General features: G+C 74.4%; 21 protein-coding genes, 1 tRNA gene and 1 pseudogene. 14 read left to right on the forward strand and 9 right to left on the reverse strand.

From position 1 onward, the window contains the following. Positions 1-115: 115 nt before the first annotated feature. Together ACFXAM_RS27145 and ACFXAM_RS27150 are read right to left on the reverse strand one after the other, a co-directional pair. Positions 116-706, reverse strand: coding sequence for an NUDIX hydrolase (locus tag ACFXAM_RS27145; RefSeq protein WP_380295001.1), 591 nt, complete (start codon positions 704-706; stop codon positions 116-118). Beyond that, a complete protein-coding gene (locus tag ACFXAM_RS27150) occupies positions 703-2,286 on the reverse strand; it encodes a zinc-dependent metalloprotease (RefSeq protein ID WP_380295003.1) in 1,584 nt (527 codons plus the stop codon). Before ACFXAM_RS27150 ends, ACFXAM_RS27145 begins: the two co-directional genes overlap by 4 nt. A 209-nt stretch (positions 2,287-2,495) precedes the next feature. Between ACFXAM_RS27150 and ACFXAM_RS27155 the strand changes: the two genes are divergently transcribed. The 4 genes from ACFXAM_RS27155 to ACFXAM_RS27170 all read left to right on the forward strand — a co-directional run bounded on the left by ACFXAM_RS27155 (position 2,496) and on the right by ACFXAM_RS27170 (position 5,662). Beyond that, entirely contained in the window at positions 2,496-3,644 is a 1,149-nt protein-coding gene (locus ACFXAM_RS27155) for an NAD-dependent epimerase/dehydratase family protein (RefSeq protein WP_380295005.1), read from the forward strand. A gap of 65 nt (positions 3,645-3,709) precedes the next feature. Then, on the forward strand, positions 3,710-4,150 hold the full coding sequence (locus ACFXAM_RS27160) for a molybdenum cofactor biosynthesis protein MoaE (RefSeq protein ID WP_380295007.1): 441 nt from the start codon (positions 3,710-3,712) through the stop codon (positions 4,148-4,150). A gap of 184 nt (positions 4,151-4,334) precedes the next feature. Then, positions 4,335-4,523, forward strand: a complete 189-nt coding sequence (locus ACFXAM_RS27165) for a hypothetical protein (protein WP_380295009.1) — start codon at positions 4,335-4,337, stop codon at positions 4,521-4,523. A gap of 59 nt (positions 4,524-4,582) precedes the next feature. Next, positions 4,583-5,662: a PDZ domain-containing protein gene (locus tag ACFXAM_RS27170; RefSeq protein WP_380295011.1), complete on the forward strand. Its 1,080-nt coding sequence runs from the start codon at positions 4,583-4,585 to the stop codon at positions 5,660-5,662. 25 nt (positions 5,663-5,687) lie between these two features. On the opposite strand, the gene ACFXAM_RS27175 is transcribed toward ACFXAM_RS27170, so the two are convergent. Next, positions 5,688-6,248, reverse strand: coding sequence for a PPA1309 family protein (locus ACFXAM_RS27175; RefSeq protein ID WP_380295012.1), 561 nt, complete (start codon positions 6,246-6,248; stop codon positions 5,688-5,690). Between the two features lie 202 nt (positions 6,249-6,450). On the opposite strand from ACFXAM_RS27175, the gene ACFXAM_RS27180 reads away from it, so the two are divergent. The 3 genes from ACFXAM_RS27180 to ACFXAM_RS27190 all read left to right on the forward strand — a co-directional run bounded on the left by ACFXAM_RS27180 (position 6,451) and on the right by ACFXAM_RS27190 (position 11,931). Further along, the gene (locus ACFXAM_RS27180) at positions 6,451-9,465 is read left to right on the forward strand and encodes a UPF0182 family protein (protein WP_380295014.1); all 3,015 of its coding nucleotides are present in this window, start codon (positions 6,451-6,453) and stop codon (positions 9,463-9,465) included. Positions 9,466-9,532: 67 nt separating this feature from the next. Then, positions 9,533-9,606, forward strand: a tRNA-Met gene (locus tag ACFXAM_RS27185). Positions 9,607-9,963: 357 nt separating this feature from the next. Beyond that, a complete protein-coding gene (locus ACFXAM_RS27190) occupies positions 9,964-11,931 on the forward strand; it encodes a sel1 repeat family protein (protein ID WP_380295016.1) in 1,968 nt (655 codons plus the stop codon). A 126-nt stretch (positions 11,932-12,057) separates the two neighbouring features. On the opposite strand, the gene ACFXAM_RS27195 is transcribed toward ACFXAM_RS27190, so the two are convergent. Further along, entirely contained in the window at positions 12,058-12,480 is a 423-nt protein-coding gene (locus ACFXAM_RS27195; RefSeq protein ID WP_380295018.1) for a Fur family transcriptional regulator, read from the reverse strand. Positions 12,481-12,583: 103 nt separating this feature from the next. Between ACFXAM_RS27195 and ACFXAM_RS27200 the strand changes: the two genes are divergently transcribed. Further along, on the forward strand, positions 12,584-14,062 hold the full coding sequence (locus tag ACFXAM_RS27200; RefSeq protein ID WP_380295020.1) for a catalase: 1,479 nt from the start codon (positions 12,584-12,586) through the stop codon (positions 14,060-14,062). 142 nt (positions 14,063-14,204) lie between these two features. Here the strand turns inward: ACFXAM_RS27200 and hisN are convergent, their stop codons facing one another. From hisN to ACFXAM_RS27225, 5 genes are all read right to left on the reverse strand, one after another. After that, the gene (gene hisN / locus ACFXAM_RS27205) at positions 14,205-15,002 is read right to left on the reverse strand and encodes a histidinol-phosphatase (RefSeq protein ID WP_380295022.1); all 798 of its coding nucleotides are present in this window, start codon (positions 15,000-15,002) and stop codon (positions 14,205-14,207) included. Between the two features lie 89 nt (positions 15,003-15,091). Further along, positions 15,092-15,415, reverse strand: a complete 324-nt coding sequence (locus ACFXAM_RS27210; RefSeq protein ID WP_380295024.1) for a DMT family transporter — start codon at positions 15,413-15,415, stop codon at positions 15,092-15,094. 127 nt (positions 15,416-15,542) lie between these two features. Beyond that, positions 15,543-16,598 carry a ribosome small subunit-dependent GTPase A gene (gene rsgA / locus ACFXAM_RS27215; RefSeq protein ID WP_380295027.1) on the reverse strand — a complete coding sequence of 352 codons (1,056 nt, stop codon included), beginning with the start codon at positions 16,596-16,598 and terminating at the stop codon, positions 15,543-15,545. 16 nt (positions 16,599-16,614) lie between these two features. Continuing rightward, positions 16,615-17,946, reverse strand: coding sequence for a 3-phosphoshikimate 1-carboxyvinyltransferase (aroA, locus tag ACFXAM_RS27220; RefSeq protein ID WP_380295029.1), 1,332 nt, complete (start codon positions 17,944-17,946; stop codon positions 16,615-16,617). 85 nt (positions 17,947-18,031) lie between these two features. Next, positions 18,032-18,748, reverse strand: a complete 717-nt coding sequence (locus ACFXAM_RS27225; RefSeq protein ID WP_380295031.1) for a M50 family metallopeptidase — start codon at positions 18,746-18,748, stop codon at positions 18,032-18,034. 136 nt (positions 18,749-18,884) lie between these two features. Here ACFXAM_RS27225 and ACFXAM_RS27230 point away from each other — a divergent pair, with 136 nt between their 5' ends. The 6 genes and pseudogenes from ACFXAM_RS27230 to ACFXAM_RS27255 form a co-directional block, all read left to right on the forward strand. Continuing rightward, on the forward strand, positions 18,885-19,643 hold the full coding sequence (locus ACFXAM_RS27230) for an SOS response-associated peptidase (protein ID WP_380295033.1): 759 nt from the start codon (positions 18,885-18,887) through the stop codon (positions 19,641-19,643). A gap of 27 nt (positions 19,644-19,670) precedes the next feature. Continuing rightward, positions 19,671-20,330: an alpha/beta family hydrolase gene (locus tag ACFXAM_RS27235; protein ID WP_380295035.1), complete on the forward strand. Its 660-nt coding sequence runs from the start codon at positions 19,671-19,673 to the stop codon at positions 20,328-20,330. A gap of 248 nt (positions 20,331-20,578) precedes the next feature. After that, positions 20,579-21,322: a sigma-70 family RNA polymerase sigma factor gene (locus ACFXAM_RS27240; RefSeq protein ID WP_380295037.1), complete on the forward strand. Its 744-nt coding sequence runs from the start codon at positions 20,579-20,581 to the stop codon at positions 21,320-21,322. After that, positions 21,319-21,690 carry a mycothiol system anti-sigma-R factor gene (gene rsrA / locus ACFXAM_RS27245; protein WP_380295038.1) on the forward strand — a complete coding sequence of 124 codons (372 nt, stop codon included), beginning with the start codon at positions 21,319-21,321 and terminating at the stop codon, positions 21,688-21,690. Before ACFXAM_RS27240 ends, rsrA begins: the two co-directional genes overlap by 4 nt. Positions 21,691-22,060: 370 nt before the next feature. Then, the gene (locus tag ACFXAM_RS27250) at positions 22,061-23,548 is read left to right on the forward strand and encodes an HD-GYP domain-containing protein (RefSeq protein ID WP_380295040.1); all 1,488 of its coding nucleotides are present in this window, start codon (positions 22,061-22,063) and stop codon (positions 23,546-23,548) included. Between the two features lie 137 nt (positions 23,549-23,685). After that, positions 23,686-24,007, forward strand: a pseudogene (locus tag ACFXAM_RS27255) (metal-dependent phosphohydrolase); the annotation flags it as partial.

Here is a 24,007-nt window from a genome sequence, read left to right on the forward strand (position 1 = left end):
CTTGTCTCTGGAGGGCGGCGGCAGCGTCAGATTAGTCGAAGAGACAGCTGCTGCTCGAGCTGGCGCACCTCCTGGTGCCGGACCCCCTCTCCTCGTGTACGCGCTCCCGAGTGCCTCAGCCGGTGAGTTCGCGGGCGCGCGCCACCAGGGCGCGCACGGAGTGGTCGGTGAGCTCCGGCAGGCGGTCGTAGTCGAACCAGCGCAGGTCGAGCGACTCCTCGCTGATCAGCGCCTGGGCGCCGGGCGGGGCCACCGCGACGTACTGGACGTCGAGGTGGGTGTTCTCGGGACGGTCCTTGCCGGTGCAGCGGACCTGGTGCCGGTCGAGCTTGACCGGGACGGGCGCGCCGTCGCGGGTGAGGAGGGCGAGGTCGGGGATGCCCGACTCCTCGGTGGCCTCCCGCAGCGCGGCCGAGGCGAGGTCACCGTCACCGGGCTCGCAGTGGCCGCCCATCTGCAGCCACCGGCCGACCTTGGGGTGCAGGGTCAGCAGCACGCGCCCGGCGGCCGGGTCGACCACGGCGGCGCTGGCGGTGATGTGGGCGGGCAGGCAGGAGCGGAACAGGCCCTCGGGCTGCTCGGCGAGGTGCCGCAGGTAGTCGAGGCGCAGCTGCTCCTGCTCGGGGTCGGCCGGGCGCCAGCCGTCCAGGGCCCGGACCGCGTCGGCGTGCAGGGCCGCGGCGCGGTCCGTCTCGGTGGCCGTCATGCGGTGGGCTCGCCCTTCCCGTGGTCGTCGTTCCCGGACCCGCCGTCCCCGGACCCGCCGTTCCCCGGCGCGCCGTCGTCCTTCGTCAGGTCCGCCTTGCCCGCGGCGCCACCGGCGGCCGCCTCGCCGAGCAGCTTGTCGAGGGCGTCGAAGTCGATGCCGCCCTCCAGGTCGCCCCCGGTGCCCCGGTGCACGAAGGCGTCGGGGTCGTCGAGGTCGGCGGCGGTGGGGAGCATGTCGGGGTGCTGCCAGAGGTCGTCGCGGCCCTCGGTGCCGCGGGCGTCGGCCAGCAGCGCCCAGAGCCGGGCGGCGTCGCGCAGCCGGCGCGGGCGCAGTTCGAGGCCGACCAGCGTGGCGAAGGTCTGCTCGGCGGGCCCGCCGGCGGCGCGGCGGCGCCGGACGGTCTCGCGCAGCGCGCCGGCCTGCGGCAGGTGGGGCTCGGCGGCGGCGTGCACGACGGCGTCGACCCAGCCCTCGACCAGGGCGAGCGCGGTCTCCAGGCGGGCCAGCGCGGCCTTCTGCTCCGGGGTGTCCTCGGGCTGGAGCAGGCCGCCGGCGAGGGCCTCCTGGAGGGCCTCGGGGTTGCTCGGGTCGAGCTGGCCGACGAGCTCCTCCATGCGGGAGCTGTCGACCTTGATGCCGCGGGCGTAGGCCTCCACGGCGCCGAGCAGGTGGGCGCGCAGCCACGGCACGTGGGCGAAGAGCCGCTGGTGGGCGGCCTCGCGCAGGGCGAGGTAGAGGCGGACCTCGTCGGCGGGCACGCTGAGGCCCTCGCCGAACTCCGCGACGTTCTGCGGCAGCAGCGCCGCCTTCCCGGCCGGGGCGAGCGGCAGGCCGACGTCGGCGGAGCCGACGACCTCGGCGGCGAGCGCGCCGAGCGCCTGGCCGATCTGGGTGCCGAACATGGCGCCGCCCATGGAGCGCATCATGCCCAGCAGCGGGCCGGCCATGGCCTGCATCTCCTCGGGCAGCACACCGCCCATGGCGTTGCCGACGCGCTCGGCGACCGGGTCGACGAGGTCCTTCCAGACCGGGAGGGTGGCCTCGATCCACTCGGCGCGGCTCCACGCGACGGCCGTGCCGGCGCCGGAGGGGAAGGTGGTGACGCCGTCGAGCCACAGGTCGGCGAGGCGGACGGCCTCGGCGACGGCGGAGCGCTCGGCGGCGCCGACGGAGCGGTCCTTGCTCTTGCCCTCGGCGGGCTCGGCGACGACGGTCTGCCGGGCGATGTCCTTGGCGAGGTCCCAGTTGACCGGCCCGCCCTCGAAGGAGAGCATCTGGCCGAGCTGCTGGAAGGCGGCGCCGAGGTCGTTGGGGTTGAGTCCGCCGAACATCGCGGCGAAGGGGTTGTCACCGGCGCCGGGGCCGCCCGCGCCGGGGGTGCCGGGCATGCCGGGCAGGCCGGGCAGGCCCATGCCGAACAGGGCGCCGAGCGGGTTGCCGCCGGCGAAGCCGAAGGGGTGCGGGCCGCCGCTCTGGGCGTCGCCGCTCCCTTCCTTCTTCTTCTGGTCGTCGGGCTCGGCCTTGCCGTCCTCGGGCTCCTCGGGCGGAACGCCGAATCCGAAGGGAAGGTCGCTCACGGGGTCCTCGATCCGGTCGGCCGTCATACGGGTGGTGGCGGTGAAGTCTGCGCGCCCGGGGCGGTCGGCGGAGTGGGGGACTCCCGGCCGGTGGGCGGCTCCCGCGCGGCTGGCCCGCGCCGGGTGCACCGCCGGGCCTTCGCCTCGGGCAGGATGGACGTACGTGACACACGTACGTACGCACATAAGCTAACCGTGGAGGATGGCCGGTGAGTTCCCCGCCCTCGGACGTTCGCTCTGGGCTGACCGGAGGAGAGGACGCCCCGGACATCACGGCGTCGCCGCCTCCAGCCTATGCCGGAAGACCGCTGACCGTGGCCGTCACGGGTGCCGCCGGGGTGCTCGGCGAGCGGGTCGCGGCCCGGCTGGTGGCCTCGCCGGGGGTGAAGCGGGTGCTGGCGGTGGACGACCGGCGCGGCGAGGTGCCCGGGGTGCAGTGGCGGGTCCTGGACGTGCGGGACCCGGCGGTCGCGGAGCGGCTGGCCGGGGTGGACGTGGTCGTCCACCTGGCGATGGACCTCGGCATGGAGTCGGACCCGCGGGCGCGCAGCGCCTACAACGTGCGCGGCGCGCAGACGGTGCTGACGGCGTCCGCGGCGGCCGGGGTGCACCGGGTGGTGCTGTGCACGTCGGCGATGGTCTACGGCGCGCTGGCCGACAACGAGGTGCCGCTGGCGGAGGACTCCGAGCTGCGCGCCACCGAGGAGGCCTCGCTGGTCGGGGACCTGCTGGAGATCGAGCGGCTGGCCCGCCGGGCGCCGCGGGCGCACCCGGGGCTGCAGGTGACGGTGCTGCGCCCGGCGGTGGTGGTGGGCCCCGGGGTGGACACGGTGCTGACCCGGCACTTCGAGGCGCCCCGGCTGCTGGTGGTCGCGGGCTCGCGCCCGTGCTGGCAGTTCTGCCACGTGGACGACCTGGCGGCGGCGCTGGAGTACGCGGCGCTGGGCCTGGTCGAGGGCGAGGTGACGGTCGGCTGCGACGGCTGGCTGGAGCAGGAGGACGTGGAGCGGCTGTCGGGGATCCGGCGGATGGAGCTGCCGGCCTCGCTCGCGCTGGGGACGGCGGCCCGGCTGCACCGGCTGGGGCTGACACCGGCACCGGCCGGGGACCTCGCCTACACGATGTACCCGTGGGTGGTGTCGGGCAGCCGGCTGCACGAGGCGGGCTGGCGTCCGGTGCACAGCAACGAGGAGGTGCTGGCGGAGCTGCTGGCCCAGGTGGCGGGCAAGCACGCGGTGGCCGGGCGGCGCCTGGGGGGCAAGGAGGCGGCGACCAGCCTGGGCGCGGCGGGGGCGACGGTGGCGCTGGTGGGCACGGCGGCGCTGGTGCGGCGGGCGCGCAAGCGGCGCCGGTTCTGACCGGTTCCGGGCGGCGGCCCCGGGCGGTGGTCCGGGGCGCCCCCGGGATGGGCAATCATGGGGGCATGTCCGAGAACCACGACCCGGTCCGCCTGCTCGCGATCCGCGACACCCCGCTCTCGCTCGACGAGGTGTACGACGCGGTGGGCGACGATGCGGCCGGCGGTACGACGGTCTTCGTCGGGACGGTCCGCGACCACGACGGCGGCCGGCCGGTCTCCGTGCTGGAGTACAGCTGCCACCCGTCGGCGGAGCGCGAGCTGCGCCGGGTCGCCGAGAAGGTCGCCGCGGACTTCCCGGTCCGGGCGCTGGCCGCGGTGCACCGGGTCGGCCGGCTGGAGATCGGCGACCGGGCCGTGATCGTCGCCGTGTCCTGCGCGCACCGCGCCGAGGCGTTCGCCGCGGCCCGCCGGCTGATCGACGACCTCAAGCACGAGGTGCCGGTCTGGAAGCACCAGGTGTTCGCGGACGGCGGCGAGGAGTGGGTCGGCGCCGGGGACTGCTGAGCCCCCGTCGGATCCCCGTGGCGTGCGGACACGCCGGCCGCTCACCCGAACGGGTGTGGGCCGGTGGGCCGGATACTCCCCGGCAGTGAGCCGATCGGCCGTGCCGTAACCCGGACGGCGCCCGCGGCGTTGTCCGCCGGGGTGGTTAATCTGCTCATAGACACGACGAGCTGGGAGTACTGAGATGGGTGCGCTCGCCTGGTTGATCATTCCCTGCGTCGCCGGGGTGCTGGCCGCCGTGTGGGCGGGCTGGGCCCAGCGGGCCCCGAGGGCGACGGGGGACCCGGCCTCGCTGGCCGAGCACCAGCGGTTCATGGCCGCGATGGAACGCACCACCGCCGCGGGCGCCCCGCCCGAGCGCCCGGAACGCTAGGCGCCGGCGGAGCCCGGCCCGCCGGGCGCGCCGTCATCCGCGTCCCGTACTGTCGAGGCATGCCACGCCGCTCTGCGACGATGCTCGCCGCCACCCTGCTGCTCATAGCGCTGCTCTGCGCCTCGGTGCTGATGAAGGTGCCGTACACCGAGATGAGCCCGGGCCCGACGTACAACACGCTCGGGGTGCAGGAGAAGACGGGGACCCCGGTGATCACCGTCACCGGCCACGAGTCGTTCCCGGCGAGCGGGCACCTCAACATGACGACCGTCCAGGTCACCGGCGCCAAGTACGAGCCGAGCCTGGTCAACGCGGTGATCGGCTGGCTGCGCGACGACGTGCTGGTGGTGCCGCACGACAACGTCTACCCGAAGGGCCAGAGCGACGCCGACGCGAAGCGGCAGAACGCCGAGGAGTTCGCGCTCTCCGAGGACCACGCCCGCACCGCCGCGCTGAACCAGCTCGGCATCCCGATGGGCAGCGAGCTGATCGTCCAGAGCGTCACCGCCGGCGCCCCGGCCGAGGGCCGGCTGCACGCCGGGGACCAGATCGTGGCGGTCGACGGCACCCCGGTCGCCGACGCGGACGCGGTCGCCAAGGCCGTCACCCGGCACCAGCCCGGTGAGCCGGCGGTCTTCACCGTGGTGCCGCGGGTCAAGGAGGGCTCGGCCGAGCCGGGGGTGCGCACCGACATCAGCGTCCCGACCGTGAAGTCGCCGGACACCGGCGCCGCGATGGTCGGCATCCGCCCGGGCCTGCGGCACACCTACCCGTTCCGGATCGACATCGGGCTGCAGGACGTCGGCGGTCCCAGCGCGGGCCTGATGTTCTCGCTCGGCATCATCGACAAGCTGACCCCGGGCGACCTGACCGGCGGGCGGTTCGTGGCCGGCACGGGAACCATCACCGACGAGGGCGAGGTCGGCCCGATCGGCGGCATAGCGATGAAGCTGATCGCCGCCCGGGACGCCGGCGCCGAGTACTTCCTCGCCCCGGCGTCGAACTGCGCCGAGGCCACCAAGAACACCCCGTCCGGTCTGAACCTGGTCAAGGTGGAGACGCTGGACGGCGCGCTGAAGGTGCTGGAGCAGATCCGCTCCGGGCAGACCTCCGCGCTGCCGTCCTGCACGTCCTCCTAGGGTCCCGGGGGGCGTGCCCGGGCGATCAGGAGAAGGTCGCCAGCAGCGCTTCCGTCAGGCCCGGTACCAGGTCGGGGCCGGTCAGCACCTCGCGGGCGGTGTCCTTCGACCGCAGCCGCAGCGCGATCTCCTTGCTGCCGTCGCGCAGCACGGCGGCGGTGATCCGCACCTCCTCGCGCTTGGGGTGGTTGGCCACCCACTCGGCGAGCTGGGCGTCGCTGGCGTTGCGCGGGCGGGACTGCTCGGCGCCCGGCGGCAGCATGAGGCGCTCGACGACCAGGGCGCAGCCGGCCACCGCGCCGGGCCAGGCGATGGTGCCGAGGAACTTGTCCAGCTCCATGCCGGCGGGCAGCTCGTCCTGCTCGACCGGGGTGAGGCCGGGCTGGTCGTCGGCGAGGCCGAGCTGCTCGGCGATGCGGGGGTCGGCCTTGCGCAGGGCGGAGCTGTCCACCAGGGCGAAGAGGCGGGCCGGGAGGTCCCAGCCGAGGGTGGCGGCGTACTCGTCGATCTCCAGGGCGGCCCGGGTCAGCGGGCTGCCGGCCGGGAGGGTGGAGACGTCGTCGGGGAGGTTGGATCCATCGGACATGCCTCAATCCTCACACGCCGGGCACCCGGTGCGTGGCGCCCGCCGCTCCGGGAAAGGGAAGGGGAGCGGGGCGGCGAGGGCCGGGGAGGGTTGTCGTAACCGTCTGCTAACGGTGGGAACTCGGCCAAAGACTGGTTAAGTTGCACTGAAGACCGACCGATCCCACGACGAATACAGCTGAGGTGCCACCGTGGTATTCCAGATGCCGGAACGCTCAGGGCCGGGGTTCCGGCGCAGAGTAGGCCCGCCCTCAAGGCGAGCGCGGGTGCTCCTGCTGACCCTGGGCGTGCTCGCGGTGTTGTTCCTGCTGTTCGTCATGTTCGCCGGGTTCTGGACGGACTGGCTCTGGTTCAGGTCGGTGCACTACTCGTCGGTCTTCACCACCCAACTGTGGACGAAGATCGGCCTGTTCGCGGTGTTCGGACTGCTGATGGCGGTGATCGTCGGCTTCAACGTCTGGCTGGCGCACCGGCTGCGCCCGCCGCTGTCGGCGATGTCGGTGGAGCAGCAGAGCCTGGACCGCTACCGCTCGGGCCTGGCGCCGTTCAAGCGCTGGGCGCTGCTCGGGATCTCGCTGGTGATCGGGCTGGTGGCGGGTGCCGCGGCCTCGGGCCAGTGGCGGACCTGGCTGCTGTGGACGAACGGGACGCCGTTCGGCACCAAGGACCCGCAGTTCGGCAAGGACGTCTCGTTCTACGCCTTCGACCTGCCCTTCTACGAGTTCCTGCTGGGCTTCGCGTTCAGCGCGGTGATCGTCTCGCTGCTGACCTCGGCGCTGGTGCACTACCTGTACGGCGGCCTGCGGCTGCAGGGGCCGGGGCGGCGGGCGAGCACCGGCGCGCAGGGGCACCTGGCGGTGCTGCTGGGCGTGTTCGTGCTGCTGAAGGCGGTGGCGTACTGGCTGGACCGGTACGCGCTGGCGGTGAAGACCGGCTCCTACAAGGGCGTGTCCGGCTGGACCGGTCTGCGGTACGTGGACGCCAACGCGTTCCTGCCGGCGAAGACCATCCTGTTCTTCGTCGCGGTGATCTGCGCCGTGCTGTTCTTCCTGACCCCGGTGCGCCGCACCTGGGCGCCGGCCCTGATCGGCCTGGGCCTGATGGTGCTGTCGGCGGTGCTGATCGGCGGGGTGTACCCGGCGATCGTGCAGCAGTTCCAGGTCAAGCCGAACGAGCAGGCCAAGGAGACGCCGTACATCCAGAAGAACATCGACGCGACGCGCCAGGCGTACGGGATCGCGGACAGCGAGATCACCCCGTACGAGCCGAAGGACACCACCGACGCGGCGGCGCTGGCCCCGGACGCCCAGACGATCTCGGACATCCGGCTGCTCGACCCCAACGTGGTGGGCCCGACCTTCCAGCAGAACCAGGCGCTGCGCACCTACTACGCCTTCCCGAAGTCGCTGGACGTCGACCGCTACGGCGACCAGGACACCGTGCTGGGCGTGCGTGAGCTGGATCTCAACGGCATCCAGCGCAACTGGATCAACGACCACTTCAACTACACCCACGGCTACGGCGTGATCGCGGCCAAGGGCAACCAGGTGGACGCCAGCGGCAACCCGGTCTACACCGAGTCCGCGCTGCCGACCAAGGGATCGTTCGGCGACTACCAGCAGCGGATCTACTACGGCGAGAAGACCAGCACGTACTCGATCGTCGGCGGCGGCTACCAGGACATCGACTACACCGCCGAGAACGGCACCCCGGTGCACTTCAGCTACGACGGCGACAGCGGCGTCGGGCTGGGCAACCCGCTGACCCGGGCCGCGTACGCGGTGAAGTTCGCCGAGCCGCAGATCCTCTACTCCAGCGCGATCAGGGACGGCGCGAAGATCATCTACGACCGCACCCCCAAGGAGCGGGTGGAGAAGGTCGCGCCGTGGCTGTCGATCGACGCCGACCCGTACCCGGTGGTCGAGGACGGCCGGGTGTTCTGGGTGCTGGACGGCTACACCACCTCGGACGGCTACCCGTTCTCCTCCCGGACGACGCTGGGCGACGTCACCAAGGACTCGCTGACCAACCAGCGCGGTGAGCTGCTGACCGCCGCCAACCAGGTCAACTACATCCGCAACTCGGTCAAGGCCACCGTGGACGCCTACACCGGCGAGGTCACGCTCTACCAGTGGGACGAGCAGGACCCGGTGCTGAAGACCTGGATGAAGGCGTTCCCGGACACCGTCCGGGCGAAGGCCGACATCCCGGCCTCGCTGATGCCGCACCTGCGCTACCCGCAGGACATGTTCAAGGTGCAGCGCGACCTGCTCGCCGAGTACCACATGACCGACGCCGGCGGCTTCTTCAACGGCACGGACATCTGGCAGGTGCCGACCGACCCGACCACCAACTCCAACGAGGTGCAGCCGCCGTACTACCTCACGGTCCGGATGCCCGGCGCGCAGTCCGCGTCGTTCTCGCTGACCACCAGCTTCGGGCCGTCCGGGCGTGACAACCTGGCCGCCTTCATGTCGGTCAGCGCCGACCCGGGGCCGGACTACGGGAAGATCCGGATCGCCAAGGTGCCGACCGACTCCGGGGCGCTCGGACCCAAGCAGGTGCAGGCGAAGTTCAACTCGGACCCGCTGGTCGCCAACCAGCTGACCCTGTTGAAGACCGGCACCGACTCCGACGTCGAGTACGGCAACCTGCTGACCCTGCCGGTCGGCGGCGGCCTGCTCAACGTCGAGCCGGTGTACCTGATCGGCCGCAGCGCCAAGGTCCCGGTGCTGAAGAAGGTGCTGGCGACCTACGGCAACGAGCACGCGGTCGTCGCGGTCGAGGACAACCTGGAGAAGGCGCTGGCCAAGGTGCTCGGCGGCGCGGTGACCGGTGCGCCGGTCACGCCCCCGGCGCCCGGCACCACGCCGACCACGCCCACCACCCCGACCACGCCCACGACGCCGACCACGCCGACGCCGGGGGCCACGGTCTCGCCGGAGCTGCAGAAGGCGATCGCCGACGTGCTGAAGGCGCAGGGGGACGTGGACGCCGCGCTGAAGGCCGGTGACTTCGTGGCCCTCGGCCAGGCCCAGAAGGCGCAGAGCGAGGCGGCCAGGGAACTGGCCGCGGCGCAGCAGAAGTCGGGCCTCGGCGGGTCGGCCACCCCCTCGGCGAACCCGACGGCCACCCCGTCCTCCGGACCGCCGGCGGCGCCGTCGACGGCTCCGTCGGAGGGGGCCACCGCCCCGGCCCCGCCGAGCAGCGGCCCCTGAGCTGCGGCGATCCCGCGCTGACCGATTTCGGCCCCACCCCGCGCCCGTGCTATGGTTTAACCACCGACGCGGGGTGGAGCAGCTCGGTAGCTCGCTGGGCTCATAACCCAGAGGTCGCAGGTTCAAATCCTGTCCCCGCTACTCAGTAGCACGAAGGCCCGGAGGATTCTTCCTCGGGGCCTTCGGCTTTTGCCCGCACGCCCGGGCGGGCACGCTCCGGTACCATCGAGCGTCGCCAAGGACGACGGCAGCGGGGTTTGTGGAAGCCAAGTGTCGGGAAATCGACAAAGCGCCGAAGCAATTTCGTCGGCTTCGGATCCGCCCCGCCGAATTCGGCCGGGGCAGGTGTACGCGGGTTGCGGGTGATGCGACGATGGGACACATGGGGGACGCTGCCCGGCTGCTGACCGGCCGTCGGGTCCGCGCGCTCCCCGTGGGGTCCCCCCGGCCCCGGGCCGGAGGACGACGCCGCGACACTCGGGGGGAGTGGGAGTCGGCATGAGGCTGATCGGCAGGAACGGGGCAGGGGCGAAGCCGGCGACCACCGAGGCGGACACCGAGGCCTGGGCGGAGAGCCCCGAACGGCAGCCCGGCGCCCTGCCCGCCCAGCGCACCAGTGGCCTGGCCGAGCGCCGTCCGGCCGGCGGCTGGGGCCCGGACTCCCTGGTGCACGTTCCGGCCGGGGGCCTCGCCGCCGCGCCCGGCGCCCGCGGCGCGCCGTCCGACGGCTCCGCCGGCCCCGGCGTCGAGAGCGACACCGGCTTCGACTCGGCCAGCTTCGAGACCGCGCTCGCCGCCCGCGAGCAGGCCGCCCTGGAGGCCCGCCACCGGCGCGCCGCCGACGGCGGCGACCCGGACGCCGCCGCCCGGCTGGGCACCCTGCTGCTGCGCCGCGGCGACCTGGAGGACGCCGAACCGTACCTGCGGGGCGCCGCGGCCGCGGGGCTGCGCGCCGCCGCCAACAACCTGGGCGTGCTGCTGCACCAGCGCGGTCACCGGGCCGAGGCCGCCCAGTGGTGGCGGCAGGCGGCGGTGGCCGGCAGCGCGCCCGCCGCGCACGCCCTCGGCCTGCAACTGCGCGACCAGGGCGAGGAGGAGGCCGCCGAGTACTGGCTGCACTTCGCCGCCGACCACGGCCACCCGCTGGGCGCCTACGCGCTCGGCGACCTCATGGAGCACCGCCGGGACGTGCGCGCCGAGCGCTGGTTCAAGGTGTCCGCGGACGCCGGCCACCGGGAGGCCGCCTACCGGCTGGCCCGGATGCGCGAGGCGGCCGGGGACAAGGAGACCGCCGAGGCCTGGTACCGGATCGCGGCCGCCCGCAGCCACGCCCGCGCCGCGCTGCGCCTGGGCGTGCTGCTGGAGGACCGGGCCGGCGGCGAGCAGGCGCTGCTGGAGGAGGCGGCCCGCTGGTACCGGCAGTCGGCGCAGAACGGCGAGCCGCGGGCCGCGTGCGCGCTGGGCTACCTGCTGCGCGACGGCGGGGACCTCGTCGCGGCCGCCGAGTGGTGGCAGGAGGCCGCCGAGGCGGGCGACGGCAACGCGGCCAACGCGCTGGGGGCGCTGCACGCCTCGCGCGGCCGGGCCGCCGAGGCGGAGCGCTGGTACCGCAGCGCGCTGGAGGCCGGCGACCAGAACGGCGCGTTCAACCTGGGCCTGCTCTGCGCCGGTGCGGGCCGCGACCAGCAGGCCGAGCAGTGGTACCGCAGGGCCGCGTACGCCGGGCACCGGGAGGCGTGCAACGCGCTGGCCGTGGTGCTGCTGCAGCGCGGCGACGAGTCGGGTGCCGAGCCGTGGTTCTCCAAGGCCGCCGAGGCGGGCAGCGTGGACGGCGCGTTCAACCTGGGCGTGCTGCACGCCGGGCGCGGCGAGCACCGGCAGGCGCAGGAGTGGTACGCGCGCGCCGCCGCGGAGGGGCACGGCGAGGCGGCGCTGCAGCTGGCGGTGGTGCAGGAGCAGCGCGGCAACGCGGCGGGTGCGCTGGAGCGCTACCGGCAGGCGGCGGCGGGCGGTTCGGCGGAGGGCGCGTTCCGGCTGGCGTCGGTGCTGGACCGGCGCGGGGACGCGGACGCGGAGGCCGAGCACTGGTACGCGGTGGCGGCGGACGCGGGCCACCGCCGGGCGCAGGTGCGGATGGGGGTGCGGGCGGCTGAGCGGGGGGCGCTGGAGATCGCCGAGAGCTGGTACCGGCGGGCGGCGGAGGCGGGCAGCCGCAGCGCGGCGTTCAACCTGGGGCTGCTGCTGGCCCGGCAGGACAGCGAGGCCGAGGCGATGCTCTGGTACACCCGGGCGGCGGACGCCGGGCACGGGCGGGCGGCGCTGCGGCTGGCGCTGCTGGCGCTGCGCCGGGGCGAGCCGGTGCAGGCGGAGGGCTGGTGCCGGCGGGCCGCGGACTACGGTCCGGCGGAGGTCGCCGAGCGGGCGGGCCGGCTGCTGGGCGCGCTGCACGCGGAGCTGAGCGCGTAGCTGAGCGCGTAGCGGTACCGGCGGCGGTGCGCGCGCGGCGGGACGAGGAGCCGTGCGCGCAGCGGGACGAGCAGTCGTGCGCGTGGCGGTGCGCGCCGGCGGGTGCGCCGTGCGCGCGGGGGCGGATCAGGGCCGGGCTGCGGAACAGTCCGGGCACAGGCCGCGGTAGGTGATCTCGGCGCCGGAGAGGGTGAAGCCGAACCGTTCGGCGTCCGGCAGCGCGGCCAGCGGGTCGCCCTGGGGGTGGACGTCGCGGATGGCGCCGCAGCCGTAGCAGACCAGGTGCTGGTGCGCGTGGTGGGCGTTGGGGTCGTAGCGCTTGGCGCGGCCGTCGGTGGCGACCTCCAACACCTCGCCCAGGCCGACGAGTTCGCCGAGGGTGTTGTAGACGGTGGCTCGGCTGATCTCGGGCAGCCGCTCGACGGCGCGCGCGTGCACCTCGTCGGCGGTCAGGTGGACGTGCTCGCCGTCGAGGACCTCGGCCACGACCCGGCGCTGCGAGGTGAGCCGCCAACCACGTCCGCGAAGTCTCTCCAGCAGGTCACTCATGGACTCAGGGTAAGTGACACTCCGACTTTGGTTCCAGTGTTGACTTAGACAAAGTCCAAGTTAGGATCGGTTCGTCACGACCGGATCACGCGGAGGCCCTCACATGACTACCCAGGACGAGCTGCGCCCCACCCTCACCACGGAGGCGGGTGCCCCCGTCGCCGACAACCAGAACACCGAGACCGCCGGGGTCGGCGGTCCGGCGCTGATCCAGGACCAGCAGCTGTTCGAGAAGCTCGCGCGCTTCAACCGCGAGCGCATCCCGGAGCGCGTGGTGCACGCCCGCGGCGCCGGCGCCTACGGCACCTTCACGGTGACCGCGGACGTCACCGCCTACACCCGGGCCGCGTTCCTCTCCGAGGTCGGCAAGCAGACCGAGACCTTCCTGCGGTTCTCCACCGTCGCCGGCAACCTCGGCGCGGCGGACGCGGTGCGCGACCCGCGCGGCTTCGCGCTGAAGTTCTACACCGAGGAGGGCAACTACGACCTCGTCGGCAACAACACCCCGGTGTTCTTCATCAAGGACGCCAGCAAGTTCCCGGACTTCATCCACACCCAGAAGCGCGACCCCTACACCGGCTCCCAGGAGGCGGACAACGTCTGGGACTTCTGGGGCCTGTCGCCCGAGTCCACCCACCAGGTGACCTGGCTGTTCGGCGACCGCGGCATCCCGGCGTCGTACCGCCACATGGACGGCTTCGGCTCGCACACCTACCAGTGGCAGAACGAGGCCGGCGAGTACTTCTGGGTGAAGTACCACTTCAAGACCGACCAGGGGATCAGGACCCTCACCCAGGACGAGGCCAACAAGCTCGCCGGTGAGGACCCGGACAGCCACCAGCGCGACCTGCGCGAGTCCATCGAGCGCGGCGAGTTCCCGACCTGGACCGTCAGCGTTCAGATCATGCCGGCCGCGGACGCGGCGAACTACCGCTTCAACCCCTTCGACCTCACCAAGGTCTGGCCGCACGCGGACTACCCGCTGGTCGAGTTCGGCAAGCTGGAGCTCAACCGCAACCCCGACAACGTCTTCGCCGAGGTCGAGCAGTCGGTCTTCTCCCCGGCGCACTTCGTGCCCGGCATCGGCCCGTCCCCGGACAAGATGCTGCAGGGCCGGCTGTTCGCCTACGCGGACGCCCACCGCTACCGCGTCGGCATCAACGCCGACCACCTGCCGGTCAACCGCCCGCACGCCACCGAGGCGCTCACCAACCACCGGGACGGCTCGCTGTACGACGGCCGCCACGGGCGCCGCAAGAACTACGAGCCGAACAGCTTCGGCGGCCCGGTGCAGACCGGCCGCCCACTGTGGGCCCCGCTTCCGGTCGACGGCGTCACCGGCACCCACGAGGCGCCCTCGCACGCCGAGGACAACGACTTCGTGCAGGCCGGCGACCTCTACCGGCTGATGGGCGAGGACGCGAAGCAGCGGCTGATCGGCAACCTGTCCGGCTTCATCGCCAAGGTCTCGGCCGACCGCGACGACATCGTCGAGCGGGCGGTCGACAACTTCCGCAAGGCGGACGCCGACTTCGGCCGGCGCCTGGAGACCGCGGTGCGGGAGCTGCGCAAGCAGCAGTGACCGCACCGCATCGCGGGGCCCGGTGAGGGGCCCCACGAGCAGCGGGCCCCGAGTGCCGCCGGAGAACCGGCGCTCGGGGCCCGCACCACGTCGTCGCGGCTCCGGCCCGACGCCCGGGACGCGCCCGGGCGCCCGGGACGGCTCAGACGCTCAGACGGCGCAGCGCCTCCTCGTGCAGCAGGCCGTTGGAGGCGACGGCGTCGGCGCCGCCGGGGCCCGGGACGCCGTCCAGGCCGGTGAAGCGCCCGCCGGCCTCCTCGACGATGATGCAGTTGGCCGCCATGTCCCACAGCGACAGCTCCGGCTCGGCGGCGATGTCCACCGCGCCCTCGGCGACCATCATGTACGACCAGAAGTCGCCGTAGGCGCGGGTGCGCCAGCAGGCCCGGGTGAGGTCGAGGAACGGGTCGAGGCGCCCGCGCTCCTCCCAGCCGGTGAGCGAGGAGTAGGAGAAGGAGGCGTCCTCGATCCGCGAGACGCCGGAGACCTGGATCCGGCCGGCCTTGGCGAGGCTGCGGCCGGCGAACGCGCCGAGGTCCTTGGCGGCCCACCAGCGGCGGTTCAGCGCGGGGGCGGAGACGATGCCGACGACGGGGCGCTCCACGCCGTCCGGGCCGTCCTCCAGCAGCGCGATCAGGGTGGCCCAGACCGGGACGCCGCGGATGTAGTTCTTGGTGCCGTCGATCGGGTCGATCACCCAGCGGCGCGGGCCGGTGCCCTGCAGACCGAACTCCTCGCCGAGCACCGCGTCGCGCGGGCGGGCCCGCTGCAGGACGCTGCGCACCAGCTCCTCGGCGGCCTTGTCGGCGTCGCTGACGGGGGTCAGGTCGGGCTTGGTCTCGACCCGCAGGTCGAGGGCCTTGAAGCGCTCCAGGGTGACCGAGTCGGCCGAGTCGGCGAGGACGTGGGCGAGTCGGAGATCGTCGTGGTAGTCGGCCATGGTCGAAACCCTAGCGCGGGGCCGCCCCGGCCGGGGCACACGATCCGGGCGAGCCGGTGGGCCGGCGGGCCCCGCCCCGGAGAGGGACCCTAGTGCGCGGACCCGCTGAGCTGGAGGCCGATGACCCCGGCGATGACCAGGGAGATCGAGACGAGTTTGAGCACCGAGGTGGACTCGTCGAGGAAGAGCATGCCGTAGATCGCGGTGCCGGCGGCGCCGATGCCGGTCCACACCGCGTAGGCGGGGCCCACCGGCAGGGTCTTCAGGGAGAGGGTGAGCAGGCCGAAGCTGCCGAGGGCGAAGACGCAGAAGCTGATGGTGGGCCAGAGCTTGGTGAAGCCCTCGCTGAGCTTGAGGTTGATCGCGAATCCGGTCTCCAGCAGGCCGGCCAGGATCACCAGGGCCCATGCCATCGCGTGCTCTCCCTGTCGGTCGCGGGATCGGTCGGCGGCCGGGCCGTGATCCGGCCCGACTTTCCTATGATCACCACGAGAGGCCGCTCCGACACCTCGAAGGCGCAAACCGGTCCGCAGAGGGCCGTCAGTCGCCCTCGCGGGCCTCCTTGCTGGCCAGCAGACGGCGCAACGAGTAGAGCCGCGCGGGGTCGGCGTGGCCGTCGGCCACCCAGGCGTCCAGCGCGCAGTCCGGCTCGTCGTGGCTGCACGCGCGCGGGCAGTCCTCGGTGCCGGGCTCCAGGTCGGGGAAGGCGTGGATGACCCGCGACGGGTCGATGTGGGACAGGCCGAAGGAGCGGAAGCCGGGCGTGTCGATCACCCAGCCCGCGTTCAGCGCCTTCTTCGAGCCGGGCTTGGCGCCGGGCGGCGGCGGCAGCCGCAGCGCGAGCGCCGAGACGGTGGTGTGCCGGCCGCGGCCGGTGACGGCGTTGACGTGGCCGGTGGTCCGCTGCCGCTCCGGGACGAGCGCGTTGACCAGGGTGGTCTTGCCGACGCCGGAGTGGCCGATGAACACGGTGCGCAGACCGCGCAGGTGCTCGCGGACGGCCTCGGCGCCGGTGGTCTCCAGCTCGTCGCGGCGGGTGACGACGTACGTGATGCCGAGCGGCGCGTAGGACTCCAGCACCGGCGCGGCCGGGGCGAGGTCGGCCTTGGTGAGGACGAGCAGCGGCTCCAGGCCCGCGTCGTAGGCGGCGACCAGGCAGCGGTCGATCAGCCGGGGCCGCGGCTCCGGGTCGGCCAGCGCGGTGACGATGGCGAGCTGCTCGGCGTTGGCGACGACGATCCGCTCGTAGGGGTCGTCGTCGTCCGCGGTGCGCCGCAGCACCGAGGTGCGTTCCTCGACCCGCACGATCCGGGCCAGCGTGTCGGCGTCCCCCGAGAGGTCGCCGACCAGCGAGACGGTGTCGCCCACCACCACGCCCTTGCGGCCCAGCTCGCGGGCCTTCATGGCGACGACCTCGTGCTCCTGCTTCGTCCCCGGGTCGACCAGGCAGGTCAGCCGGCCGCGGTCGACGGTGAGCACCATCGCCTCGGCGGCGTCCTCGTGCTTGGGCCGGATCCGGGTCCGCGGCCGCGAGCCCCGGCGGGCGGGGCGGTTGCGGATGTCGTCCTCGTCGGCGTCCTTGCCGTAGCGGCGCATGTGCCCAGTCCTCCGCTCAGCCGCCCGCCACCGGTCCGGCGAGCAGCTCGTCCCACATGGCGGGGAAGTCCGGCAGGGTCTTGGCGGTGGTCGCCACGTTCTCCACCTGGACGCCGGGCACGGCGAGGCCGATCACCGCGGCGGCGGTGGCCAGGCGGTGGTCCTCGTAGGTGTGGAAGACGCCGCCGGTCAGCTTGCGCGGGCGGATCCGCAGGCCGTCCGCGGTCTCGCTGACGTCGCCGCCGAGGCCGTTGATCTCCTTGGCGAGCGCCGCCAGCCGGTCGGTCTCGTGCAGCCGCAGGTGGGCGATGCCGTAGAGGTGGGACTCGGAGTCGGCGAGGGCGGCGACCGCGGCGATCACCGGGGTGAGCTCGCCGACGTCGTGCAGGTCGGCCTCGATGCCGTGGATCCGGCCGGTGCCGGTGAAGCGCAGGCCCTCGTCGGTGAACGCGCAGCTGCCGCCCATCCGGGTGTAGAGGTCGCGCAGCTGGTCGCCGGGCTGGGTGGTGTGCTTCGGCCAGTCGCGGACGGTGACCTGGCCACCGGTGACCAGGGCGGCGGCGAAGAACGGCGCGGCGTTGGAGAGGTCGGGCTCGACGACCAGGTCGCGGCCGAGCAGGGCACCGGGGGTGACCCGCCAGACGTCCTTCTCGCCGCCGTCCTCGGGGGCGTCGACCTGGACGCCGGCCAGCCGCAGCATGTCGACGGTCATCCGGATGTGCGGCAGCGAGGGGACCGGGCCGCCGACGTGCCGGACCTCGACGCCGTTGTTGTAGCGGGCGCCGGAGAGCAGCAGGGCGGAGACGAACTGGGAGGAGGCGGAGGCGTCGAGCTCGACGGTGCCGCCGTCGAGGGCGCCGGTGCCGTGCACGGTGAGCGGGAAGGTGCCGCGGCCGCCGTCCTCGATCCGGGCGCCGAGGGCGCGCAGGGCGTCGATGACGCCATGCTGGGGGCGCTCGTGGCTGCGCGGGTCGCCGTCGAAGTGGACCGGGCCGTCGGCGAGGACGGCGAGCGGGGGCAGGAAGCGCATGACCGTGCCGGCGTTGCCGACGTCGACCGAGGCGGGGCCGCGCAGCACGGGGGCGGGGATGACCCGCCAGGCCTCGCCGCCGCCGGTGCCGCCGGTGTCGTTGTTGACCTGCTCCTCGATGGTGACGCCGAGGGCGCGCAGGCCGTCGGCCATCAGCTGGGAGTCGCGGCTGCGCAGCGGGCGGCGCACCCAGCCGGGGCCGTCGGCGAGGGCCGCCAGGACCAGGGCCCGGTTGGTGACCGACTTGGAGCCGGGGATGGTGACGGTGGCGTCCACGGGGGTGCTCGCGACGGGGGCGGGCCACAGGGTCTCGGTCATGGGCCCAAGTCTAGGGGCCGTGGTGGGGGCCGCCCGTTCGCCTCCGATGCGGGGGCCGGCGGGGTGCGGCGGCGCGCGGGGGCGGTCAGAGGGGGTGCAGCAGCCAGCTCGCGCCGAGGGCGAGGGCGGCGAGGGCGGCGACGAGGAACAGGGTGGTCCAGGCGAGGCCGGGGATGCCGGTGAGGCGGGCGAGCTGGTCGGCGTCGGAGTCGCGGGCCTCGCCGCGGCGGCGCTGCTGCTGGAGTTCGAGGACCGGGCGGACGGCGCCGAACAGCAGGAACCAGGTGCCGAGGTAGGCGAAGGCGGCCTGGACCTCGGGGGAGCCGAACCAGGAGACCAGGAAGAAGGCGCCGCCGGCGAGCAGCACGACGAAGCAGCCGAAGGCGTTGCGGATCCGCACCAGCAGGGCCAGCAGCAGGGCGACGGCGAGCCACAGCAGCAGGGTGATCCGGTCGGCGGCGAGCAGGGCGGCGCAGCCGAGGCCGAGCAGGGCGGGGGTGGTGTAGCCGGCCGCGGCGGTGAGGACCATGCCGGGGCCGGTGGGGCGGCCGTAGGAGAGGGTGAGGCCGGAGGTGTCGGAGTGCAGCCGGATGCCGGCGAGCCTGCGGTTGGTGGCGAGGGCGGCGAGGCCGTGGCCGCCCTCGTGGGCGATGGTGACGGCGCCCCGGGCGATCCGCCACAGCGGGCGGGCGAGGACGGTGAGCAGCGCGGCGGCGCCGGTGGCCAGGGCGAGCCAGCCGGGCGGGGCGGGCTGGGTGCCGGTGACGGCGGTCCACAGCTCGTCGAGGGTCCTGGCGTCCATCGTGCTCCTCCGTCTCGGTCCGGTCGTTCGTCCCGGGGTGGCAGCCTGCCACGGGAGAGGACGGCGGTCCGGGGGCGGGTGGTTCTCGGGGCGGACGGGGGCCCGGGGGCGGACGGGGCCGTGGCAAGCTGACGGTATGTGTGGTCGCTTCGCCGCGAGTAGCCGGCCCGGGGACATCGTGGAGCTGTTCGGCGTCCAGCAGTGGGATCCGGCCGAGACGCTGGACCCGAGCTGGAACGTCGCGCCGACGCAGAGCGCCTTCGTGGTGCTGGAGCGGCCGGTGAAGGGGGCGCCGGCGCCGGTGCGCCAGCTGCGGGTGCTGCGCTGGGGGCTGGTGCCGCAGTGGGCGAACTCGCCGGAGACGGCGGTGAAGATGATCAACGCGCGGGCGGACACGGTGCACGAGAAGCCGGCCTACCGGCAGGCGTTCGCCTCGCGCCGGTGCGTGCTGCCGGTGGACGGCTACTACGAGTGGCAGACGGTGCCGGGGGAGCGGGGCAGGGCGCGCAAGAAGCCGTTCTTCGTGTCCCGGGCGGACGGCGCGCCGCTGGCGCTGGCGGGGCTGTACGAGTTCTGGCGCAACCGGGCGGTGCCCTCGGACCACCCGGAGGGCTGGCTGGTGACGTTCACCGTCGTGACGACCGGGGCGGAGGAGCTGCTGGCGCCGATCCACGAGCGGATGCCGCTGTACCTGGACCCGGGGTCGTTCGACGCCTGGCTGGACCCGCGGCTGGACGACAGCGGGTCGCCGGAGCTGCGGCGGCTGCTGACACCGCCGCCGCCGGGGGCGCTGCGGGTGACGCCGGTGTCGCCGGAGGTCGGCAGCATCCGCAACGACCACGCCGGGCTGACCGAGCCCCACACCGAGCCCGAGTACGAGACCACCCTGTTCTGACCGCCCCCTTCCGAGAGGACCACCGCCGTGACCGCCGCGAAGGCCGCCCCCGTGACCACGGAGACGGTGCCCACGCCCGCCGGGGACGCCCGGATCACCCTGCACCCGGCCCCCGCGCCGCGGGCGACGCTGGCGCTGGGGCACGGCGCCGGCGGCGGGATCGAGGCGCGGGACCTCGCGGCGCTGGCCGCCGCCCTGCCCGCCCGGGGGGTGTCGGTGGCGCTGGTCGAGCAGCCCTGGCGGGTGGCGGGGAAGAAGGTGGCGCCCGCGCCGAGGACGCTGGACGCCGGCTGGGAGCCGGTGGCCGGGCGGCTGGCCGCGGCGGGCCCGCCGCTGGTGGTGGGCGGGCGCAGCGCCGGGGCGCGGGTGGCCTGCCGGACCGGGGCGGCGGGCGGTGCGGTGGGGGTGGTGGCGCTGGCGTTCCCGCTGCACCCGCCGGGCCGGCCGGAGCGGAGCCGGGCCCGGGAACTGCTCGGCTCGGGGCTGCCGACGCTGGTGGTGCAGGGGGCGACGGACCCGTTCGGCGGACCGGCGGAGTTCCCGGAGCTGCCGGACTCCCACGAGCTGGTGGCGCTGCCGGCCGGCAACCACGGCTTCGAGGTGCCGAAGCGGGCGGCGGTGGGGCAGCAGGAGCTGCTGGAGCTGATCGTCTCGGCGGTCGGGGACTGGGTGCTGCGGGTGGTGTGAGCCGGGCCGCGGGGGTGCGGGAATGCGGGCGGGGCCGGCGTGGTTGACACCCTCGTCAGGTGGAGTCCCGGTGGAAGGCAGGGCAGATGGGTTCGATCGCGTGCCCCGAGCGGCCGGAGGAGCGCGAGGCCGCGTCGGCGTTCGCTCCCTCCTGGTCGGACTGGCTAGTCGCGGGCGAGAAGCCCGTCGGCCCGATATCCTCCCTTTCGGGGCGGCCCACGGTGGGCCGTGTCCGTCATGCCGAGGAGGTGGGTCCGGTCGTCGGGACCGAGCACGAGGCCGAGCCGGGCCGGGGCCCGGAGGAGGGCCTGCCCGCGGGCGAGGCGCTCACCGGTGAGGAGCTGGCCGAGGCGATCGGTGAGGACACCTTCCGGGTGTCGGCGGAGGAGACCGAGGAGGCCCGGCGGGAGCGCTTCGAGCGCGACGCCTTGGGCTACCTGGATCCGATGTACTCGGCCGCGCTGCGGATGACGCGCAACCCCGCCGACGCGGAGGACCTCCTGCAGGAGGCGTTCGCGAAGGCCTACGCGTCCTTCCACCAGTTCCGCGAGGGCACCAACCTCAAGGCGTGGCTGTACCGCATCCTCACCAACACCTTCATCAACTCGTACCGCAAGAAGCAGCGGGAGCCGCAGCGCACCGCCGCCGAGGAGATCGAGGACTGGCAGCTGGCCCGGGCCGAGTCGCACATGTCGACCGGTCTGCGCTCGGCGGAGACCCAGGCCCTGGACCACCTTCCGGACAGCGATGTGAAGGACGCCCTCCAGGCCATTCCGGAGGAGTTCCGCATCGCCGTCTATCTCGCGGACGTCGAGGGCTTTGCGTACAAGGAGATCGCGGACATCATGGGTACTCCCATCGGTACGGTGATGTCCCGGCTGCACCGTGGCCGCCGTCAGTTGCGCGGCATGCTGGAGGACTACGCCCGTGAGCGCGGGCTGGTCCCGGCCGGCAGCGGGGCAGGGCAGGAAGCGAAGGGCTCGGGCTCATGAGCTGCGGCGATCCGCACGACACCGAGTGTGGCGAGGTCCTCGACCACCTCTACGAATTCCTCGACAACGAGATGGCCGAGGGCGACTGCGCCAAGCTGCGCGTGCACTTCGAGGAGTGCTCGCCCTGCCTGAAGCAGTACGGACTGGAGCAGGCGATCAAGGCGCTGATCAAGCGTTCCTGCGGCTGCGACGACACCCCGGCTGACCTGCGCGGCAAGGTGCTGGCCAGGATCGACTCGATCCGGGCCGGCCAGCGCTCGGGCGAGGCGGTGGTGGTGGCGGTCGAGACGACGCTGGAGGTGCACGCCGAGGCGGCCGGTGAGCCGGCCGGGCCGGGTCGGGCCGCGGAGGCGGCGGCCGGGACCTGAGGCGGGCGGCTGCGCCGGACGGCGCACGACCGGACGAGGCACGCGGGCGGCCCCGGGAGCGGATGCTCCCGGGGCCGCCGTGCGTCCGCGTCCCCTCCGCCAGGGCCGCGTCCTCACTCGATCGAGTGAGTTGGCGGTGTGCCAGCAGCGGCATTGCGCGATCACGCGTCCCCGTGCCGGAGTGGCGCCCTATTCTCCTGACGGACGCTCACCATGGGCCGTGCGCCGCCGCTTCGGCGTGCGCGGACGGCCGGCGGCGGTCCGGGAGGACGGGCCAGGGCGGCGCGGGCCAGCACGCGGGGAGGTCGACATCGCTACCGACAGTGGAGACGGGGACCTTCCGCCGGGCGCCGCGCGCTACCTCGTGGCCGTGCCGGCGGCGGCGCTCTGCTGCCTGCTGACGCTGCTGCCGCTGCCCGGCCCGGCGGCGGTGCACTGGCTGGGCGCCCCGGTGGACTGGCCGAAGGTCGGGCTGCTGGCCTTCCTGCACGCCTGCTGGGAGTCGCTCGCCCAGGGCCTGTCGACGCCGTGCCTGCGGCTGGCGTGGCTGCTGCTGCGCCGTCCGCCGCTGCGCGCCCGCCGGCCGGCGCGGCCCGGCGTCAACGCGTTCTTCCCGGTGCTGTTCGCCGGGGTGCTGATGCTGCCGCCGGCCGCCGCCGGGCTGGCCGCCGTGCCGGCCGCGCTGCTCGGGGCCGCCGGGCCGGGCGGGCGGCGGCGCCAGGTGTGGAACGGCGCGCAGCTCGCGCTGTCCGCCTTCGCGTCCTCGGCGGTGTTCCACCTACTGGCCGGGCCGCAGCTGCTGCTCGGCTCGCGCTTCCCCGCCGCACTGCTGCCCGCGTTCGCCGCCCTCGCCGCGTTCTGCCTGGTCAACGGGGCTCTGGTGGGCGGCATGCGGGTGCTGGCGGAGGGCCGCTGCCCGGCCGGGCGGCGCGACGGCGCCACCGTCGTGCCGGGGCTCGCGGTGCTGGTGCACGCGGCGGGCGGGCTGATGCTCGCCGTGCTGTGGCAGGGGCCGTACGGCGCGTTCGCGGCGCTGCTGGCCCTGCTGCCGCTGTCCATCTCGGCCTGGGTGTTCGCCCAGGGGCACCGGGAGCGCGAGGCCCACCAGGCGACCGTGCGGGCGCTGGTCCAGGCGGTGGAGATCAAGGACGCCTACACCCGGGGCCACAGCGAACGGGTCGGCCGGGCGGCGGTGCTGATCGCCGATCAGCTGGGCATGGAGGCCGAGCGGCTGCGCACCCTGCGCTACGCGGGCATCCTGCACGATGTCGGCAAGCTCGGCGTGGCCACCGAGCTGCTGCGCAGAAACGGTCCCCTCACCGAGGCGGAGCGCCGGGCCGTCGAGGTGCACCCGGTGCACGGGTACGAGCTGGTGCGCGGGATCGCCTTCCTCGGCGAGGCACACGCCGGGATCCTGCACCACCACGAGCGGATGGACGGCCGCGGCTACCCGGCGGGGCTGGCCGGTGAGCAGATCCCGGAGTTCGCCCGGATCATCTCGGTCGCCGACGCCTTCGACTCGATGACCTCCACCCGTTCCTACCGGCGCGGCCGCCCGGTCACCGAGGCGGTCGCCGAGCTGGAGCGCTGCTCGGGCAGCCAGTTCGACCCGGTGATGGTGCGGGCGCTGGTGGACGCGCTGGCCGTGCACGACTGGCAGCCGGTGCTGCCGCCGCCCCCGGAGTGCATCAAGGAGGTGCCGGACATCCCGCTCGGCGTTCCCGAACCGGCCCGGGCGGCTCCGGCTCCGGGCCCGGCGCCTGGTGCGGGCCCGGGTCCGGCACCGGGCGCGGGCCCCGCTCCGGGCGCGGTGCCGGTCCAGGGTGGCGGCGGCGTCCCGACGGCCGGGTCCTCGTGAGCGCGCGGCGCGAGGTGCGGCGGGGCGCGGGGTGGGGCGCGCGGGTGGGCGCGCCGATCGCGGAGGGCGGCGCGCGGCGGCGGTCGGGCGCCGGGCGCGCGGATGCACAGGAGGGGTGCGCCGGTGCGGTGTGCGCGGTGCACGGGGCGGCCCTGGCGCTGCTGGCGGCGTCCCTCGGGGCGGTGCTGGTGCGCGGGCCCGCCCAGCCGGGGGTGGCGCTGGCCTTCACCGCGCTGATCGCGCTCGGCGAGTGCGTGCGGATCACTCTTCCGGGCGACCGCGAGCAGACCCCGATCGGGGCGGCGGGGGCGCTGGCGTACGCGCTGCTCGGGCCGCTGCGCGGGCTGCCGGCCGGGCCCGGGGTGCTCCAGGTGACGGCGGTGACCGGCGCCGGTCTGCTGCTGGCGCTGCTGCCCGCGGCGCTGCGGGCGGCCGCCGGGCGGGTGCGCGGGGCCGGTC

The organism is Kitasatospora sp. NPDC059462, assembly GCF_042749955.1.
Taxonomy (GTDB): domain Bacteria; phylum Actinomycetota; class Actinomycetes; order Streptomycetales; family Streptomycetaceae; genus Kitasatospora.